Annotated in this window: 17 protein-coding genes; 1 reads left to right on the top strand and 16 read right to left on the bottom strand. The window is 38.6% G+C overall.

The genetic code is table 11. From position 1 onward, the window contains the following. Window positions 1–5: 5 nt before the first annotated feature. From JZO71_RS09495 to purC, 15 genes are all read right to left on the bottom strand, one after another. Window positions 6–983 (bottom strand): alpha-ketoacid dehydrogenase subunit beta, encoded by a 978-nt coding sequence (locus tag JZO71_RS09495; protein ID WP_071869279.1) that lies wholly within the window; start codon window positions 981–983, stop codon window positions 6–8. Between the two features lie 2 nt (window positions 984–985). Beyond that, complete coding sequence (gene pdhA / locus JZO71_RS09490) at window positions 986–2,095, bottom strand: pyruvate dehydrogenase (acetyl-transferring) E1 component subunit alpha (protein WP_206899257.1); 1,110 nt, start codon at window positions 2,093–2,095, stop codon at window positions 986–988. A 443-nt stretch (window positions 2,096–2,538) separates the two neighbouring features. Next, window positions 2,539–3,963, bottom strand: coding sequence for an aminotransferase-like domain-containing protein (locus tag JZO71_RS09485; RefSeq protein WP_206899256.1), 1,425 nt, complete (start codon window positions 3,961–3,963; stop codon window positions 2,539–2,541). Between the two features lie 64 nt (window positions 3,964–4,027). After that, window positions 4,028–5,164 carry a non-hydrolyzing UDP-N-acetylglucosamine 2-epimerase gene (gene wecB / locus JZO71_RS09480; protein ID WP_206899255.1) on the bottom strand — a complete coding sequence of 379 codons (1,137 nt, stop codon included), beginning with the start codon at window positions 5,162–5,164 and terminating at the stop codon, window positions 4,028–4,030. A gap of 177 nt (window positions 5,165–5,341) precedes the next feature. Then, window positions 5,342–6,319 carry a GMP reductase gene (gene guaC, locus JZO71_RS09475; protein ID WP_206899254.1) on the bottom strand — a complete coding sequence of 326 codons (978 nt, stop codon included), beginning with the start codon at window positions 6,317–6,319 and terminating at the stop codon, window positions 5,342–5,344. A gap of 274 nt (window positions 6,320–6,593) precedes the next feature. Further along, window positions 6,594–7,508: an aldo/keto reductase gene (locus JZO71_RS09470; RefSeq protein WP_206899253.1), complete on the bottom strand. Its 915-nt coding sequence runs from the start codon at window positions 7,506–7,508 to the stop codon at window positions 6,594–6,596. A gap of 76 nt (window positions 7,509–7,584) precedes the next feature. Then, window positions 7,585–8,874 carry a phosphoribosylamine--glycine ligase gene (gene purD / locus JZO71_RS09465; RefSeq protein WP_206899252.1) on the bottom strand — a complete coding sequence of 430 codons (1,290 nt, stop codon included), beginning with the start codon at window positions 8,872–8,874 and terminating at the stop codon, window positions 7,585–7,587. Between the two features lie 24 nt (window positions 8,875–8,898). Beyond that, complete coding sequence (purH, locus tag JZO71_RS09460; protein WP_206899251.1) at window positions 8,899–10,434, bottom strand: bifunctional phosphoribosylaminoimidazolecarboxamide formyltransferase/IMP cyclohydrolase; 1,536 nt, start codon at window positions 10,432–10,434, stop codon at window positions 8,899–8,901. Beyond that, complete coding sequence (gene purN / locus JZO71_RS09455; protein ID WP_206899250.1) at window positions 10,431–11,009, bottom strand: phosphoribosylglycinamide formyltransferase; 579 nt, start codon at window positions 11,007–11,009, stop codon at window positions 10,431–10,433. The genes purH and purN overlap by 4 nt, the downstream gene beginning before the upstream one ends. Further along, complete coding sequence (purM, locus tag JZO71_RS09450) at window positions 11,006–12,049, bottom strand: phosphoribosylformylglycinamidine cyclo-ligase (RefSeq protein WP_206899249.1); 1,044 nt, start codon at window positions 12,047–12,049, stop codon at window positions 11,006–11,008. Before purM ends, purN begins: the two co-directional genes overlap by 4 nt. Window positions 12,050–12,071: 22 nt before the next feature. Continuing rightward, window positions 12,072–13,511: an amidophosphoribosyltransferase gene (gene purF, locus JZO71_RS09445; RefSeq protein WP_206899248.1), complete on the bottom strand. Its 1,440-nt coding sequence runs from the start codon at window positions 13,509–13,511 to the stop codon at window positions 12,072–12,074. Next, window positions 13,496–15,718 carry a phosphoribosylformylglycinamidine synthase subunit PurL gene (gene purL, locus JZO71_RS09440; protein WP_206899247.1) on the bottom strand — a complete coding sequence of 741 codons (2,223 nt, stop codon included), beginning with the start codon at window positions 15,716–15,718 and terminating at the stop codon, window positions 13,496–13,498. Before purL ends, purF begins: the two co-directional genes overlap by 16 nt. Then, on the bottom strand, window positions 15,719–16,396 hold the full coding sequence (gene purQ, locus JZO71_RS09435; protein WP_206899246.1) for a phosphoribosylformylglycinamidine synthase subunit PurQ: 678 nt from the start codon (window positions 16,394–16,396) through the stop codon (window positions 15,719–15,721). Between the two features lies 1 nt (window position 16,397). Beyond that, entirely contained in the window at window positions 16,398–16,652 is a 255-nt protein-coding gene (purS, locus tag JZO71_RS09430) for a phosphoribosylformylglycinamidine synthase subunit PurS (RefSeq protein ID WP_206899245.1), read from the bottom strand. A 45-nt stretch (window positions 16,653–16,697) separates the two neighbouring features. Beyond that, a complete protein-coding gene (gene purC / locus JZO71_RS09425) occupies window positions 16,698–17,414 on the bottom strand; it encodes a phosphoribosylaminoimidazolesuccinocarboxamide synthase (RefSeq protein ID WP_206899244.1) in 717 nt (238 codons plus the stop codon). A 255-nt stretch (window positions 17,415–17,669) separates the two neighbouring features. Between purC and JZO71_RS09420 the strand changes: the two genes are divergently transcribed. Further along, on the top strand, window positions 17,670–18,041 hold the full coding sequence (locus tag JZO71_RS09420) for a hypothetical protein (protein WP_206899243.1): 372 nt from the start codon (window positions 17,670–17,672) through the stop codon (window positions 18,039–18,041). 122 nt (window positions 18,042–18,163) lie between these two features. Here the strand turns inward: JZO71_RS09420 and purB are convergent, their stop codons facing one another. Beyond that, on the bottom strand, window positions 18,164–19,459 hold the full coding sequence (purB, locus tag JZO71_RS09415) for an adenylosuccinate lyase (protein ID WP_206899242.1): 1,296 nt from the start codon (window positions 19,457–19,459) through the stop codon (window positions 18,164–18,166). Between the last annotated feature and the right edge of the window lie 4 nt (window positions 19,460–19,463).

The raw sequence follows: 19,463 nt of genomic DNA, 5'->3' as shown, positions 1-19,463 counted from the left end.
TTTTCTTAGAATTCTGCGATTTCTTTGACTTTTGCTTCAATGTCCGAAGCGTTTGGTAACCAAGCATTTTCTGCTTGACCAAATGGGAAGACAGTATCCGGTGCAGAAACACGTCCGATTGGTGCTTCTAAAGAAAGAATCGCGCGTTCTGAAATTTCAGAAACAACTTGCGCGGCAACGCCTGCTTGTCTTTGTGCTTCTTGAACAACAACTACACGACCTGTTTTTTCGACAGATTGAATGATTGTTTCAATGTCAAGAGGAGCAACTGTCCGTAAATCGATAATTTCAACCGAAATATTTTCTTGCGCTAATTTATCCGCAGCTTTGATTGCTTCACGAACCATCGCACCATAAGTGATGATTGAAACATCTGAGCCTTCACGAGTTACTGCTGCTTTATCCAAAGGTACTTCATACGCTTCATCTGGCACTTCCTCACGGAAAGAACGATAAAGTTTCATATGCTCTAAGAAAACAACTGGATCGTTACTTCTGATGGAAGAAATCAATAAACCTTTTGCATCATAAGGATTTGATGGAATTACTACACGAATACCAGGTGATTGCGCAATCAATCCTTCCAAATTATCTGAGTGTAATTCTGGTGTATGCACACCGCCACCAAATGGGGAACGAATTGTGATTGGTAAGTTTCTTGTTCCACCCATACGGTAACGAGTACGCGCCATTTGCGCAACAACTTCGTCCATCGCTTCAAAAATAAAACCAAAGAATTGAATTTCGGGAACTGGACGGAAACCTTCTAAAGCTAAACCAAATCCAAGACCTGCAATCCCTGATTCTGCTAAAGGCGTATCGAACACACGATCTTCACCAAATTTTTCTTGCAATCCTTCTGTTGCACGGAAAACCCCTCCGTTTTTACCAACATCTTCACCAAAAATGACGACATTTTCATCATGTTCTAGTTCAAGTGCTAAAGCATCAGTGATTGCTTGAATCATTGTTTTTTGTGCCATGATTATTTCGACTCCTTCGCTTCATAGATTGCAATTTGTTCTTTGATTGTTTGTGGTGCTTCTTCAAACATATTCTTCAAGAAATCTGAAACTTTTTGTTTTGGTACTTTATCAGCTTCTGCAATTGCTGCTTTGATTTCTTCTTTTGTTTGTTCAATAACTTGTTCTTCTTTTTCTTCAGACCATAATCCTTTTTCAACTAGATAGTTGCGGAAACGAATCAATGGATCTTTCTTTTGCCACTCGCCGTCCATCTCTTTTGAACGATAACGTGTTGGATCATCCCCTGATAAAGTATGTGGACCATAACGATAAGTCAATGTTTCAATCAATACAGGACCTTTTCCGCTAATTGCCCAATCACGAGCCATTTTTGAAACAGTGTAGACAGCTAATGGATCCATTCCATCAACTTGGATACCAGGTATTCCAGCCGCAACAGCTTTTTGTGCTAATGTTTTAGCAGCTGTTTGTTTTTCACGAGGTGTGGAGATCGCAAAACCGTTATTTTGAATATAGAAAACAGCATTTGCATGGTAAGCACCCGCAAAGTTAATTGCTTCGTAGAAATCACCTTGTGAAGAACCACCATCACCAGTATAAGTGAAGACAACATTTTTCTTGTTACGTTTTTTCAGTCCTAGTGCTACACCAGCAGCTTGAACGTACTGTGCACCAATAATAATTTGTGGTGGTAGAGCTTTCAATTCTTCCGGATATAAATTACCAGCAACGTGTCCACGAGACCATAAAAACGCTTGCGTTAATGGTAAGCCGTGTTGAACAAGTTGGGGAACATCACGATAACCAGGTAATAAAACATCTTCTTTATCAAAAGCAAATGCACTTGCAAGTTGGCTTGCTTCTTGCCCAGCTGTAGGCGCAAAGAATCCAAGACGTCCTTGACGGTTCAATGCTGTTGAACGTTGATCCAAGACACGTGACCAAACCATTTTTGTCATTAATTCAACTAATTCATCATCTGATAAATCAGGGATCAAATCTTCATTTACAACTTTTCCATCTTGATCAAGTGCTTGATAAACTGGAAAATCTGAATTGACTTCATCAAGTAAAGCCTGGAAGTCGATTGGTGCTTTTTTGTTTGCCATTTGTCACACATTCCTCTCTCGTCTATAAGAAATTCTCTTCTAGCTACGATTGAAACAGTAATAGAATCTGTATCACTATTTAACCGGCTTCATACATAAATTATCATGTATCATGGAGAAATACAAGTTATAAGCCCATAAATTCACGATAATTTTTTATAAAAATAATCCTTGCTACATCAACGATAGTGAATTAAATCACAAACAAGAAAGCGGTTTACATTTTACTTGAAAAAACCCTCCGTATTTTAACAGCAAAACATCGAACTGTTTCTATTTACAAACCTTGTTGTTACAACTTTTATAAAAGTTTATTCTTGACACATTCTAGGCTCGTGCACAATTTTACAAACAACTAATGAAGCTGTTATACCGAACTTCTGTAAAAAATTTCATCAACAAAAAAACAGCATAGAAAAATTTCTATGCTGTTACAATTTTCTTTATTTTTTTAACATTTCTGCGGCTTGGTTCATCAATTCACTAAATTTAGGTAATTCTTCTTCGGATAACCGGCTAAAATTCAAACGCAGCCCGTTTACTTCTTCGCCAAATAATTGTGCCGGAGCAATTCCCAATCCCCGCGCAATTAATTCATCTGCTATTTCCGTTGATAATTGCTTGCCTTCCCAAGTCAACCAAGCATAATAGCCACCTCTAATTGGATGCAACTCAAAAAAAGATTGTTGCTTCGACCAATCAACTAATTGTTGGCTTCGCTGAGCTAATTGTTTTCGCACCAAGGACATTTTTGAAAGAAAAGCTTCATCAAACACACTTGTTGCTAACATTTGTGAAACAATACTTAATGAAAACTCCATCATTTCTTGTGCATTGGCCAATCGAGCAATTAAAGTTTTTGGTCCTAATACCCAACCAATTTTTGTTGTTCGACCCAAAACACGTGACAAGGAACCAATATATAAGACATTGTCTGGATCAAGCAAGCGGAGCGGTTGGATCTCATTCATCTCTGAAAAAGAAAAATCAGTAAAAACATCATCTTCAATAATTGGTAATTGGTAGCGACGACATAATTGTACAAGCGCTTCACGTCTTTTCTGGCTCATAACTTTCCCTGTTGGATTCTGAAAATTAGGATTGACTAAGACGGCTTTCACCTGATTTTTTAAAATCGATGCTTCTAGCTGTTTTAAATCGATCCCTTCCTCATCCATTGTCACTCCAAAAAGGCGAATTCCCGCTGCTTTAAACAAAGGAAGACGATAGAAAAAGGACGGCGATTCAACCGCAATTGCATCTCCTGATGATAAAATGGTTTGTAAAATCAAAAAAATAGCTTGCTGACCACCACCAGTGACTAAAAGCTGGTCCGCAGAAAAGGTCAATTGAAGTTCTTCTTTCAAGTATCCCGTGATTTTTTCTTTCAAAGGCAAGTAGCCATAGCGATTCATCCTCTTTTCTTCCATTAAGATATCTGCTAATGAATAAGAGGGAAATTGAAAATCAGGTAATAACTCATTCGGCATTTCACTCGAGTATAAATCAAGAAATACACTCATTTGCCTTTTTCCACGATTGATTTTTTCTTCATAATGATTGATTGATTGCTCATACCGGTGAGCAATCAATTGACGCCAATCAATTCTTGGAATGGAAAACTTGCCCCATTCCATTTGATTGACATAGCGACCACTACCTTGTTTGCTTGTTAGAACTCCAAGCGCGCGTAACTCTTCCAATGCGTGAACTACGGTGGAACGATTCACCCCAAAAGCTTCTGCTAACTTTCGTTCCGAGGCAAGTCTTTCACCTGGATTTAATTCTCCTCGCTCGATTTTCTGCACGATTTGATCCATCATTTGTCGATATGCAGGTCCTTGTGCCTTATCTATTTTTTGCCACATGAGATCTCCTCACTTACTTTTTATCTTTTAAAAAAGAATAGATAAACTTACGAAAAAATAAACTTTATTCAAAATCAGTTGGTCGGGTTTCTTCTATATTAAAGTAATACGCCATTGCGTCTAAAATACGATGGCTCGCTTGACCATCTCCATAAGGATTTGAAGCATGCGCCATTTCCTGATGAGCTTCTTTGTTTTCAAGCAAACGAGTTGTTTCGTCATAGACAGTTTCTTCGTCTGTCCCGACCATTTTCAAAGTACCTGCCTTAACACCTTCTGGACGTTCTGTTGTATCACGCAAGACAAGTACTGGTACTCCAAGTGATGGCGCTTCTTCTTGAACACCACCAGAATCCGTCAAAATCAAATAACTACGTGCTGCAAAATTATGGAAATCAACAACATCTAAAGGCTCAATCAATGATACATTAGCTAAATTTCCTAGAATATCCATTGCTTCTTCACGTACTTTTGGATTGCGATGCATTGGAAAAACAAATTTCACTTCAGGATGTTCATTAGCAACACGCGCAATTGCTTGGAATACTTGGCGCATTGGTTGACCAATATTTTCGCGACGGTGCATTGTCACCAAGACCATTTTTTCCTCTTTTGATACTGGTAGATGTTCACTTTGATACTCTTCATCAACAGTGTATCCCATTGCATCAATTGCGGTATTCCCAGTTACAAAAATAGCGTCTGTTGGATGATTTTCTTTTTCTAAGTTTTCTTTACTTTGACTTGTTGGTGCAAAATAAATATCACTTAAGACATCTGTTAATTGGCGATTCATCTCTTCAGGAAATGGCGACCACTTATTCCAAGTTCGCAAACCTGCTTCCACGTGACCAACTTTGATTTGTTGATAGAAAGCTGCTGTTGCGCTCGCATAAGTCGTTGTCGTATCTCCATGCACTAAAACGATGTCTGGTTGTTCTTCCAATAAAACAGGGGTTAAGTCATCAAGAATTCTTGAAGTAATTCCTGCTAAAGTTTGTCCACCTTTCATCAAATTCAAATCATAATCAGGAGTGATTTCAAATACTTCTAACACTTGATCAAGCATTTCACGATGTTGCGCCGTAACGGCAACTTTTCCAATAAAGCGTTCATCTTTTGCAAGGGCTTTAACTAATGGTGCCATTTTAATCGCTTCTGGTCTAGTACCAAAAACGGATAAAACTTTTATTTTTTTCATAACTTCAAGTCTCCTTTTCATTCCGTCTTCTATTGTAGCTGAATTTTTGACAAAAAAGAAATAAAAATAACAAGTTTTTGCATAGTCTATTTTCTTGTCCAATAAAAAAGAGCACCAGACAAAGATCCATCTGACACTCTTCCTACTACTATTTGAGAGTGAAAACACTCTGCTATTTTAAATAGTATCTCCATTAAAAATAGAGTTTTTCACAATTACATAATCGACTTTACGAATCGCTTCTAAGTCACGACCGCCTGCATAAGAAATCGAAGATTGTAAATCTTGTTGCATTTCAACTAATGTATCTTTTAGTGAGCCTTTATGTTGAATCCAAATTTTCTTTCCTTCAACATTTTTCTTTTCACCTTTTTGGAATTCTGAAGCGGAGCCAAAATATTCTTTATAAACAACTCCGTTTTCAACTTTCGTTTCACCTGGTGATTCTTCATGTCCAGCAAATAATGAACCAATCATAACCATTGTTGCACCAAAACGAACTGATTTGGCCACATCGCCATGTGTTCGAATCCCACCATCTGCAATAATTGGTTTACGAGCAGCTTTTGCACACCATCTTAACGCAGCTAACTGCCAGCCGCCTGTTCCGAAACCTGTTTTGATTTTCGTGATACAAACTTTTCCTGGTCCGATGCCAACCTTTGTTGCATCAGCCCCAGCATTTTCCAATTCACGAACAGCTTCAGGCGTTCCAACATTTCCCGCGATCACAAATGTTTCGGGAAGATGTTTTTTTATATGTTGAATCATGTTAATTACTGAATTGGAATGCCCGTGAGCAATATCAATTGTGATGTAATCTGGTACTAGATTTTTTTGTGCTAATTCTTCAACGAAAGCATATTCGTTTTCTTTTACGCCAACGCTGATTGATGAGATATATCCTTCTTGTTTCATTTTTTTAACGAACGGGATACGTGCTTCTTCATCAAAACGATGCATAATATAAAAATAACCATTTTTTGCTAAAAATTCTGCAATCGACTCATCAATAATTGTTTGCATATTTGCAGGTACTACTGGCATTTTAAATGAGTGCTTACCTAAAGTCACTGTTGTGTCACACTCTGATCGGCTATTTACGATACATTTATTCGGAATTAGTTGGATATCTTCGTAATCAAATACTTTCATCAAATTGTCCTCCTAATGTTCAGTTCAGCAAAACACGAACATTTTTCGTTTTATTCAGGCATTTTTTAGCGCCCTATGTAATTTAACTCAACTAAATAAAAAAATCAAGCCAAAACCATGAACATTTTACGAATAATTCGTTTTCTTATTCTTTTTTCAATAAACTACTCCATTAAAAAGAGGAATGTTCGGAAAAAGGTAAAAAACAGGGATTGCTACAAAAGTAGCAATCCCTGTTTTTTACTGTCAGATAGCTGATACCGTTCGCCAAGTTCTATGGCAAAATATTTCCTGCAGCCATGTATAAATCATACCAATCTTCTCTTGTTAACATAATTTCAGAAGCTTTTGCAATTTCTTCAATCCGGCTAAGGTTCATCGTTCCAGCAATCACTTGCATGTTTGCTGGATGACGTAAGATCCAGGCTGAAGCTAAACCAGTTGGCGTTGTATTGTATTTTTCAGCCATTTCGTTCAGTTTTTGATTTAATTCTGGGAATTTTTCATTGCCGATAAAGACACCTTCAAAGAATCCATATTGATAAGGAGACCACGCTTGAATTGTCATATCATGCAATCTTGAATAATCTAGTACACTGCCATCATGATCGATACTAGCATCATCTGTCATATTCACATGAATTCCTTGATCAACCATTTCTGAATGCTTCAAGCCAAACTGTAATTGGTTAGCCGCTAAAGGTTGACGCACCGATTTTTTCAATAATTCAATTTGCATTGGTTTTTGATTACTTACACCAAAATAACGGACTTTCCCCGCTTTTTCTAATTCATCAAAAGCTGCAGCAACCTCGTCAGGTTCGACTAATGTATCTGGTCGATGTAGCAATAAAGCATCTACATAATCCATTTTTAAGCGTTGTAAACTGCCTTCGACAGATGCAATAATATGTTCTTTTGAAAAATCAAACATCACTCCTGGAACGATCCCACATTTTGTCTGAATAAATAAATCTTCACGCTTTAAAGAAGTCTTTGCCAAGGCATCTGCAAAAATTGATTCGCACTCACCATTTCCATAGATATCTGCATGATCAAAGAAATTGATACCATTGTCATAAGCAGTTTCGATTGCCTTAACTGGATCTTTCGCACTATTGATGCGCATACAGCCAAGAATGACTGCGGAAACTGCGTGATTTACTGTTCCAAATTGAACCTGTTTCATAAAAAATTCCTCCTTTTTTACACAATAAAAGTGTAGCACAATTTTTATGAAAAGGCTTTATCAAATCTCAAATATTTTATCTTTTAGACAATACTTTTCCTTCGACTGCTTCCAACGCCTTGTTTCCAATATCATGACGATAAAATGTTTTGGTCGTGTCTTTCCTTTCAAGAACTTCATAAATCAATTTTTGTGCTTGCTCTAACGTTTCCGCTTTGGCTTCGACTAAATAGACCCGTCCACCGTTTCCAACTAAACGTCCTTCTTTTTCTGCCACACCTGCATAATACACTTGAACATGTGGTTCATCAGAAAAATCCGGCAACATCATTTCTGTTTCATACGTTGCCGGGTAACCTTCAGCAGCGACAACAACCCCCACATGAAACTCATCTTGTGACCATTCTAATTCAATTGAACGATTTCCTAGTAAATCATCTATCACTTGAGCAAAATCATTCACTAATCTTGGTAAAACAACTTGTGTTTCTGGGTCACCAAATCGAGCATTGAATTCAATCACTTTTGGGCCGTCAACAGTTGCAATCAATCCAGCGTACAAGATTCCTGTGAAGGAACGTCCTTGTTCAACCATGCCTTGCGCTGCTGGTTTCAAAATCATTTCAATCGCTTCATCAACCATCCCTTGCGAAATTTGTGGGACTGGCGAATAAGCACCCATTCCCCCAGTATTTGGTCCTTTGTCTAAGTCATATGCTCGTTTATGATCTTGTGAAATCACCATTGGATAAACTTCTGTGCCACGAACAAATGCTAATAGCGAAAATTCTTCTCCAGCCAAAAACTCTTCAACAACAATTTGATTTCCGCTTTCACCAAATCGATGACTCTTTAACATGTCTTTGGCAGCCTGTATTGCTTCTCCAATCGTCATTGCAACGACAACGCCTTTACCAGCAGCTAATCCATCTGCTTTCACAACGATTGGCGCACCTTTTTCTCGGATATAAGCTATAGCCATCTCATAATCATCAAATGTTTGTGATTCAGCTGTCGGAATCTGGCACTCTCTCATCAATTGTTTAGCAAAACTTTTGGACCCCTCAATCAACGCTGCACGCTTTGTTGGTCCAAAAATTTTCAAATCTGCTGCTACAAAATCATCGACAATTCCATTTAACAAAGGAATTTCTGGGCCAACAAATGTCCAAGAAATACATTTTTCTCTTGCAAATAAAATGAGTGCCTCATGATCTGTATCTGCAATTGCGACTGGTTGAATGCCATCTTTTTTCATTCCAGGGTTTCCCGGCGCACAGTAAACTGCTTCAACCAGCGGACTATCAACCAGTTTTTTCCCAATTGCGTGTTCTCGACCGCCTGCACCAATAATCAAAATTTTCATGCGTTACTCCTTTTCCACTGAAGATTAATGTCTAAAATGACGTACATTCGTAAAGACCATCGCAATGCCATGACGATTAGCCATATCAATGGAAGCCTGGTCTTTGATACTGCCACCTGGCTGAATGATTGCCTTGATTCCATGCGTAGCAGCGTATTCAACTGAATCATCCATTGGGAAAAACGCGTCACTCGCCAGTACTGTGCCTTCCAGCTTTTCGCCGGCTTGTTCAATCGCTATCTTGACGGAACCCACGCGATTCATCTGCCCGGCCCCTACACCAACAGTTTGATGTTCATTCGCCACAACAATAGCATTGGATTTAACATGTTTCACGGCTTTCCAAGCAAATGCTAACGCCGCTGTTTGTTCTGCTGTTGGTTGCTTCTCGGTTACTACAGTCCAGTCTTCTTCGTGTTCCATTGCAAGATCTTGACTTTGAACTAATAAACCACCTAAAACAGAAACTGTTTCATCCGCTATACTGGCTGTTTTTTGTTCAAAACTGATCGTTAAAATACGCAGATTTTTCTTTTTCTTCAAAACTTCTAATGCAGCTTCAGTGAATCCTGGAGCAATAATGATTTCTAAAAATAGTTCATGCATTTTTTCAGCAGTAGCCACATCCACTTCACGATTCAAAACAATAATTCCACCAAAAATCGAGACTGGATCTGCTTCAAACGCGTAATTCCAAGCTTCAAAAATCGTTGGTGCCGTTCCAATCCCACACGGATTCATATGTTTCAATGCAACGACTGTTGGTTCCTCATATTCTCGGGCAATTCTTAGCGCTGCATCTGCATCCCGAATGTTATTGAATGAAAGTTCTTTTCCGTGTAGTTGTTTTGCTGCAGCAATCGAATAGTCTTCCGGCAAAGCAGCTTGATAAAAGGCTGCTTCTTGATGACTATTTTCACCGTAACGCAAATCTTGTTTTCGCTCGTAAGTCAACGTTAATTTTTCTGGTTCTTTTTCACCCACCATCTCTGTCAAATATTGAGCAATTAACGCATCATAAGCGGCCGTATGACGAAAGACTTTCGCTGCTAGATGTTTTCGAGTTGTTAACTGTGTTTCCCCGTGGTCTTCTAACTCTTGGAGGACTAATGAATAATCTGAGGGATCAACGATTACTGTGACAAATTCGTGGTTTTTAGCACCACTTCGCAACATACTTAGGCCACCAATATCAATATTTTCAATCGCCTCTTGCTCCGTTACTTCTGGTTTTAAAATGGTTTCCTTAAATGGATAAAGATTCACACAAACAAAATCAATTGGCAAGATCTCACCGCGCTCCATGTCCTCCATATGTTCAACGACATCTCGACGCCCTAAAAGTCCCCCGTGAATCTTCGGGTGTAAGGTTTTTACTCTGCCATCCATCATTTCTGGAAAACCAGTGACCTCATCAATAGAAATCGTTTTAATACCTGCTTGATCCAATGCTTTTTTTGTTCCACCTGTTGAAACAATTTCGATATTCTTAGCAATCAAGCCTTTAGCAAAGTCAACGATTCCTGTTTTGTCTGATACACTAATCAACGCTCTTGTCATTTTAAATAGCCTCCATTTTTGATCATTTCTTCGACGATTTCTGGATAAATTCGATGCTCAACTGCATGGATTTTTTGTTCAAGGATTTCCAATGTATCTGTTGGTTCAATCTCGACTTTTTCTTGACGAATGATAGGACCTGTATCGACACCTGCATCAATTAAATGAACGGTCACACCTGTGGTTGCTACTCCCGCTTCATACGCATCACGAATCCCGTGCAATCCTGGAAAATCCGGCAATAACGATGGGTGGATATTCACCATTTTATTTTCAAATGCGGTGAGCAACGTTGGTCCCACAATTCGCATATAGCCAGCCAAAATGACTAAATCAATTTTCCGTTCATGTAACTGTCGTAGTATCTCCTGTTCATACGCTACTTTATTTGCAAAATCTTTTGGTGAAAACTGACTAGCAGGAACTTCCAATTCTTCTGCTCTTTGTAACACGTACGCTTCTGGCTGATCACAAAATAACCAGTCAACTGTAACAGCTAGCTTTTTTTCTCTTAAATTCGTTACCAAAGCTTGGAAGTTACTCCCATTACCCGAAGCAAAAATGGCTAATCTCATGCCATTTCTCCAGTAAAAATAATTTTCTGTGTGTCTTCTGCTACGATTTCACCGATTTGGTAGATAGCATCTCCTTGCTCTGCAAAATTAGCCGTGACTTCAGCTACTTGTTCTGGCGAAACCACCACGACCATTCCGATACCCATATTAAAAATTTCATACATTTCTGCCGAAGATAACTTTCCATAGCTTTGTAGACAATCAAAAATTGGTAAAATCGGCCAGCTTCCTAATTGGATATTTGCACTGACTCCAGCGGGTAGCATCCTAGGAATGTTCTCTACAAAACCGCCACCTGTGATATGCGCACAGCCTTTCAATTGATTTTTTCTGATCAATGGTAAAAGACTTGCAACATAAATTCTCGTTGGAACTAATAGACTATCAGCTAATGTCTCATTTAACTCTGGCAAAATACTATCAGTTGTCAGTTGATGTTCTTCAAAGAAAATTTTTCTTACTAGTGAATACCCATTGGAATGAATCCCACTTGAAGGCAATCCTAATAAAATATCTCCTGGTTCAATCGACTCTCCAGTAATCAGTTGTGACTTTTCGGCAATTCCAACGGCAAAGCCGGCTAAGTCATAGTCATCACCTTGATACATTCCTGGCATCTCAGCAGTTTCTCCGCCAATCAGCGCCATATTCGCTTGAACACAACCATTTGCTACACCTGCAACTACTTGTTCTAATTTTTCCGGTTGGTTCTTTCCAGTAGCTAAGTAATCTAAGAAATAAAGAGGCTCTGCACCTTGGGCTAAAATATCATTCACACACATTGCAACACAATCAATCCCAATCGTATCATGTTGATCTGCTTCAATTGCTACCGCTAATTTTGTCCCAACGCCATCCGTTCCCGAAACTAAAACAGGTTCTTTTACATCAAACAAAGAAAGATCAAAACAACCACCAAAACCTCCTAGCGCACCCATTACACCAAGACGTTCCGTTTTTTTAACATGTTTTTTGATTCGTTCAACAACTTCATAACCAGCTTCCACATCCACGCCAGCTTTTGCATATGCATTTTTCATGCGATGATTCACTCCTTTATTATTAGAAAAACGAAACTTTTTCTTTTAGAGATGCTTGGTATTTCTCCTCATAATCATATAAAGGAGTTGGATAGTCACCATTAAAATAAGCCATACATAGTCCTGAATAAGGCACCTCTTCTTGTAACCCAATGGCAGTAATCAGACCTTCCTCACTAAGGAATTCTAAAGAGTCTGCTCCAATACATTGCCGAATTTCCTCAATACTATGATTAGCAGCAATCAATTCTTTTCTCGTTTGAATGTCAATTCCGTAAAAACAAGGATATTTTAGAGGTGGCGAAGCGATCCGCACATGTACTTCTTTTGCACCAGCTTCTTTTAATAACCGGACGATTCGCCGACTTGTCGTACCTCGGACAATGGAGTCATCTACCATCACGATTTTTTTACCTTCTACTACTCCACGAACAGCCGATAATTTCATACGCACCCCTTGTTCACGCAACTCTGGTGTGGGTTGAATGAATGTCCGCGCAATATATTGATTTTTCACCAAACCAATTTCATAAGGAATTCCACTTGCCTCGGCATACCCACTAGCAGCTGACAAAGAAGAATTAGGAACCCCTACCACCATATCTGCCTCAATCGGCGCCTCTTTGGCTAGATTTTTCCCCATATTTTTTCGAGCGGTGTGAACATTGACCCCATTGATGTTTGAATCTGGTCGTGCAAAATAAATATACTCCATTGAGCAGATTGCTAGCTGTGTATCTTGTGTGTACGTTTCAATTTTCAACCCTTCATCGTTGATTATCACTACTTCTCCGGGATGCACATCACGGAGAAATTCTGCACCAACTACTTCTAAAGCACAGGTTTCAGAAGTAACGACATAAGCGCCATTTTTCATCTGTCCAATCGCTAGCGGGCGGAACCCATTCGGATCAAGCGCCGCAATCATTGCATCTTCTGTCATTAGTAAATACGCAAAACCGCCTTTTACCTTGTTCAAAGAAGCTTTTAATTTTGCTAGAAATGTTTCTTCATCGCTTCGGCGTATCAAATGCATTAAAATTTCTGTATCCGAATTTGAATGAAAAATTGCGCCATCTTGCTCTAATTCTCTTCTTAAAGAGCGAGCATTAGTTAAATTACCATTGTGCGCTAAACCAACCGAAACATCATAAAATTTGAATAAAAACGGCTGAATATTATCGACACTTCCATTTCCTGCAGTCGCGTAACGCACATGACCAATTGCTGCATTTCCTGTTAATTGAGTTAATTTCCGTTGATCTTTGAATACTTCTGATAATAACCCAAGATCGCGATGTCCATTTAGCTTGCCCTCGTCATTCGAAACAATCCCTGCACCTTCTTGCCCACGATGTTGTAGGCTATGCAAACCAAAATAAGTAACACTTGCTGCATCCTGATGCCCCCAGACACCAAAAATCCCACACTCTTCATTTAAACTTTTTACTTCACAAGACATGGAATAGCTTCCTCCCAGCTTGCTTTAGCCTTTTGAGTTGCTAGATTGATTTCGCCATCAACTGCTTGCATTCGAAACTGAGAATCAGCTGTTACTTCACCCAGAAAATAGGCCTGTTCTCCTGCCAGTTGTTCAAAAGCTGCCTGTTTTTCTGGATTGATTGAGACCACAAATCGTGATTGTGTTTCCGAGAAAAGTTCTGCAATAGTTAACTCAGTCTGAATGTTGACACCTAACTCATTTGTAAATGCAGCCTCTGCAATGGCAACCGCCAAGCCACCTTCAGAACAATCATGAGAACTAGCGACTAAGCCTTGCTGAATAGCAGTTAACATTAAATCTTGATTTTTCTTTTCAACGGCTAAATCAAAATTAGTTAACTGACCTTGAATTGTTCCCGTCAAAAGTTTTTGAAGCTCACTCCCATTAAAATCATTGTCTGTTTGACCAATGACATAAATTTGATCGCCTGCTTGCTTAAATTCTTGTGTAGTAATCTGTTCATGGGATTCAATCAAACCTACCATCCCAATCATCGGAGTTGGATAGATTGCCTTGCCATCTGTTTCATTGTAAAGTGACACATTTCCAGAAATCACTGGTGTTTCAAAGGTACGGCAAGCTTCTGCTATGCCCTCTGCTGAATGCCAAAGTTCCCAAAAAACTTCAGGTTTATCTGGTGAACCATAGTTCAAACAATCGGTAATTGCTAAAGGTTTTCCACCGCTAGCGACAATATTTCGCGCTGCTTCAGCAACTGCGATCTGTCCACCGATTTCTGGATTTAAATAAAGGTATCTTGCATTACAATCAGTTGTCATTGCTAAAGCTTTTTTCGTTCCACGGATTCGTAAAACAGCTGCATCACTTCCCGGACGAACAACGGTATTTGTCTGAACTTGAGAGTCGTACGTTTCGTAAATGGATTTCTTTGAAGCAATCGTTGGCTGCGCTAGTAACGCTAAAAATGTTTTATTTGGCTCCCCAATAACAGGTAAATATGCGGGCATTTCTCGAAACTCCGCCAGTCTCGCTGGTTCTTTTCTTGGCTTATCGTAAACTGGTGCATCTTCTGCCAAAGCATCAACTGGCAAGTTAGCCACTTCATTTCCGTGATGATACAAACGATATTGACCATCATCTGTTACCTTACCAATTGTTACAGCATCTAAATCATATTTTTTGAATAACGCTTTTACTTCTTCCTCTGCGCCAGCTTTGACACAAATTAACATACGTTCTTGAGATTCAGATAACATCATTTCATAAGGAGACATACCTGTTTCTCGTTGAGGTACCTCATCTAGTGTTAAAATCAAACCTGATCCTGCTTTAGAAGCCATTTCTGAACTTGATGACACCAATCCCGCAGCACCCATGTCTTGAATACCTACTAAAATTTCTGCATGGTTCAGGATCAACTCAAGGCAAGCTTCTAACAACAATTTTTCCATGAAAGGATCGCCAACTTGAACAGCAGAACGTTGTTGTTCTTCTTCTTGACTAAATTCCTCCGAAGCAAACGTTGCACCATGAATACCATCACGACCTGTTTTAGCTCCAACATACATAATGGAATTGCCAACACCTGATGCCTGACCTTTTTGAATATCTTTATGGTCGATCAATCCAACACACATCGCATTTACTAATGGATTTCCTTCATAACAAGCATCAAAAGCAATCTCGCCACCAACTGTTGGTATACCGATACAATTACCATAGCCTCCAATTCCAGCAACTACTTCATCAAGTAAATATTTTGTGCGAGAATTATCCAACTCACCAAAGCGTAAAGAATCCAACAACGCAATTGGTCGTGCACCCATACTGAAAATATCACGAATAATCCCGCCAACTCCAGTCGCTGCGCCTTCATACGGTTCTAAAGCAGAAGGATGATTATGACTTTCTGCTTTAAAAACGACTGCTTGCCCATCACCGATATCCACAATTCCCGCTCCTTCACCAGGCCCCTGCAAAACATTTGGTCCAGTAATTGGGAATTTTCGTAAAACAGGTTTGGAGTTCTTATAAGAACAATGTTCACTCCACATAACAGAAAACAGCCCAGTTTCAGTATAATTAGGCATCCTACCCAAGATATCTTCTTCGATCATACGGTATTCTTCATCAGACAAACCCCATTCACTGTAGATTTTCTGTTCTTTGATTTCTTGTGCTGTTGGCTCCATCATTGTTTTCATCTAAACAGTCACCTTCCCGAAATTTTTGATCATTGATTGAAAGAAACGTTTTCCGTCTTCTGAACCTAATAACTGTTCCATCGCACGTTCAGGATGGGGCATCATTCCCAGAACATTTCCAGCTTGATTCGTAATTCCTGCAATGCGTTCCACACTGCCATTAATATTTTCGTCTTCATACGTAAAAACAATTTGATTATTTTCCTTTAGCTCCCGCAACGTTTCTTCATCACAAAAATAATTGCCTTCACCATGAGCGACGGGCAACTGAATCACTTCATCTTCACGATATTCTGAGGTAAACGCAGTTTGATTATTCACAACTCGTAACGGAACTGTCTTACAAATAAATTGTAAAGACTCATTTCTACGTAAAACACCAGGGAGCAAGCCAGCTTCAGTTAAAATTTGGAACCCATTACATGTTCCAAATACTGGTTTACCTTCTTCAGCAAAGCGAATCACCTCTTGCATAATGGTCGAGAAGCGAGCAATTGCGCCACAACGAAGATAATCACCGTAAGAAAAACCACCAGGAAGTAGCACACCATCAAATCCTGAAAGAGAATCTTCATCGTAACGAACATATGCGGCTTCCACGCCCATAATTTCTTGCACAGCCCATAGCATATCTGCATCACAGTTTGAGCCAGGAAAAACAATCACTGCAAACTTCATGCTAAACTTCCTCCATTTCCTCAATTTCGTAACGATATGTTTCCATGTTGACATTCGCTAATAATTTGTCGCAAATTTGTTCAATTGTTTCTTCAACAGGTGCCTGTGATGGCGCAACTTGAATTTCAAAGTATTTTCCCATACGGATTTCTGCAATCTCTTCATAGCCCATACGATGCACTGCATGTTTTACAGCTTCTCCTTGTGGATCTAAAACAGAATCTTTATACGTCACATAAACTTTTACAAAATACATTTGATTTTCTCCTTTAAAAGTAAGTTTTTTAAGTAGCAATGATTATTAGAATGAATAATTGTTCAAACGAGCCAACACTTCTTGATAGACTGGAACCAGGTTGCCAATTTTTCGACGGTACACATCTTTATCCATGTGTTCATGAGATTCACTATCCCATAAACGACAGGTATCAGGAGAAATCTCATCAGCAAGTAAGATTTGTCCATCTGCTAATCGACCAAACTCTAGTTTAAAATCAATCAATTGCAAGTCAATTTCTGTAAATAATACCTGTAAAGCATGGTTGACTTGTAATGCCATTGATTTGATTTCTTGAATTTCAGCTGGTGTTGCAAGCTGTAAGAATGAAATGTGCGCTTCATTGATAAACGGGTCATCTAGCGAATCATCTTTATAATAAAATTCAATGATTGGTTCAGGTAAAATGGTTCCTTCGGGTACTGCTAGTCGCTTAGAAAAGCTGCCTGCTGCAAAATTTCTAACAACCACTTCTAAAGGAATCACTTCAACCTTTTTTACCAATTGTTCGTTTTTTGATAAAATATCAATAAAATGATTGTCAATTCCTTTTTTTGTTAAGTATTGGAAAATTCGGCTAGTGATCTGATTATTTAATTCGCCTTTTCCTTGAATTTGATCTTTCATAATCCCATTCAATGCTGTTGCTTGGTCAAGATATTCGACCCAAACCACTTGTTCATCCACTGTTGCAAACATTTTTTTTGCTTTTCCTTCATATAACAATCCCGCTTTTCTCACAAGTCTCTCCCCTTATAAACTTACATTCGATTAACAAACTGTCGTTTTTGTTCGTCTTTTCACTTTTGATTTTAACAACACTTTTTATGTAAATCAACCAACTACTGTACATTATAAGCATTAGAATCATCTAATGTTCGTTTTTAGATGATTGCTGGATAAAATGCCATTAATCGAAACGTTTACATCAAAAAAACTTAATGGTATAGTAAATGTGTAATTATCACGCATGTTTATTCAAGGAGGCACTAGCATATGGAAGATTCAACTTATACTGCACAACAATTCCTAACTGAACTAACACCAGAAGAACGTGCTCGCTTATACAATGATTTATTAGGTATCAAAGACGTTTATCTGTGTAATAAAGACACAAGCTTTTATACTTTCCGAAAAATTCGCCGTGCAACAAAACGTCATGCTGAATGTCGAAAAAAAACTGCACACTATCAAACGAATTCCAATCACGAATTGTTGATCAATCAAATACATGAACAAAAAGTTTTCAAAAATCAATATCGTATCCAAGTCGTTTTCAACACTCAGGAATACAATTATGATTTCATTGATTATTTACTCAACTTGCTTCACTCACTTCACTTTACAAATGCACAAGCACTTGCGTAAGTAGTCTGCATATGTTCTACTAACAAAAAAAACAAAAGAGGTTTGCCAGACTAGTGGCAGACCTCTTTTTTCTTTGCACAAAAAAATGCTGCAGCATTTTTTTGCTACAGCATTTCATCATCTCAAGCTAAACCAACACGTTCAAAAATCGTGTCCACATTTTTTAAGTGATAGTGATAGTCAAACGCATCTTCAATGTCTTCTGCGGATAAAACAGAAGTGATTTTCGAATCATTTTCTAATAAAGGACGGAATGCTGTTTGTTCATCCCACGCTTGCGCAGTTTTTGGTTGAACTAAATCATACGCTTCTTCGCGAGTCATTCCTTTATCAATTAATTTCAACAATACTCGTTGACTATAAATCAGGCCAAATGTGGCATCCATATTACGTTTCATATTTTCTGGGAAGACCGTCAGATTCTTCACGATGTTTCCAAAACGATTCAACATGTAATCTAAAAGAATCGTTGTATCAGGTAAAATGATTCGTTCAGCAGATGAATGAGAAATATCTCTTTCATGCCATAAAGAAACATTTTCGTACGCAGTAACCATATGACCACGAATTACTCTCGCCAAACCAGACATATTTTCTGACCCAATTGGATTGCGTTTGTGTGGCATTGCAGAAGATCCTTTTTGCCCTTTAGCAAAAAATTCTTCCACTTCACGCGTTTCTGATTTTTGTAACCCACGAATTTCTGTTGCGAAACGTTCAATACTTGTCGCAATCAATGCCATTGTTGCAAAGTATTCAGCGTGTAAATCGCGTGGTAAAACTTGCGTTGAGATTTCTTGTGGGCGAATGCCTAAGTTCTCGCAAACGTACTCTTCAATAAATGGTGGAATATTCGCAAATGTTCCTACTGCACCAGAGATTTTACCAGCTTCTACACCTTTAGCTGCATGTTCAAACCGTTCAATATTCCGTTTCATTTCAGAATACCAAGTAGCTAGTTTTAAGCCAAATGTTGTTGGTTCAGCATGAACACCATGTGTTCGGCCCATCATGACTGTGTATTTATGTTCTTTTGCTTTTTCACCAATAATCGCCGTAAAACGTTTCAAATCTTCTCGCAAAATATCATTTGCCTGTTTGATTAAATAACCATAAGCAGTGTCAACAACGTCTGTACTTGTTAAGCCATAATGTACCCATTTACGTTCTTCACCAAGTGTTTCAGATACTGCACGCGTGAAAGCTACAACATCATGACGTGTTGATTTTTCAATCTCTAAAATTCGATTGATATCAAATGAAGCATGTTCACGAATTTTTTTCACATCTTCTTTAGGAATATCCCCAAGTTCAGCCCAAGCTTCATCTGCTAAAATCTCAACCTCCAACCAAGCTTGATATTTATTTGTTTCTGTCCAGATATTTCCCATCTCAGGTCGTGTATAACGTTCTAACATTTAA

The organism is Candidatus Enterococcus courvalinii (assembly GCF_017315945.1).
GTDB lineage: Bacteria > Bacillota > Bacilli > Lactobacillales > Enterococcaceae > Enterococcus_B > Enterococcus_B courvalinii.
Note: the sequence above shows the minus strand (reverse complement) of the source record. Positions and strands in the feature narration are given on the sequence as shown.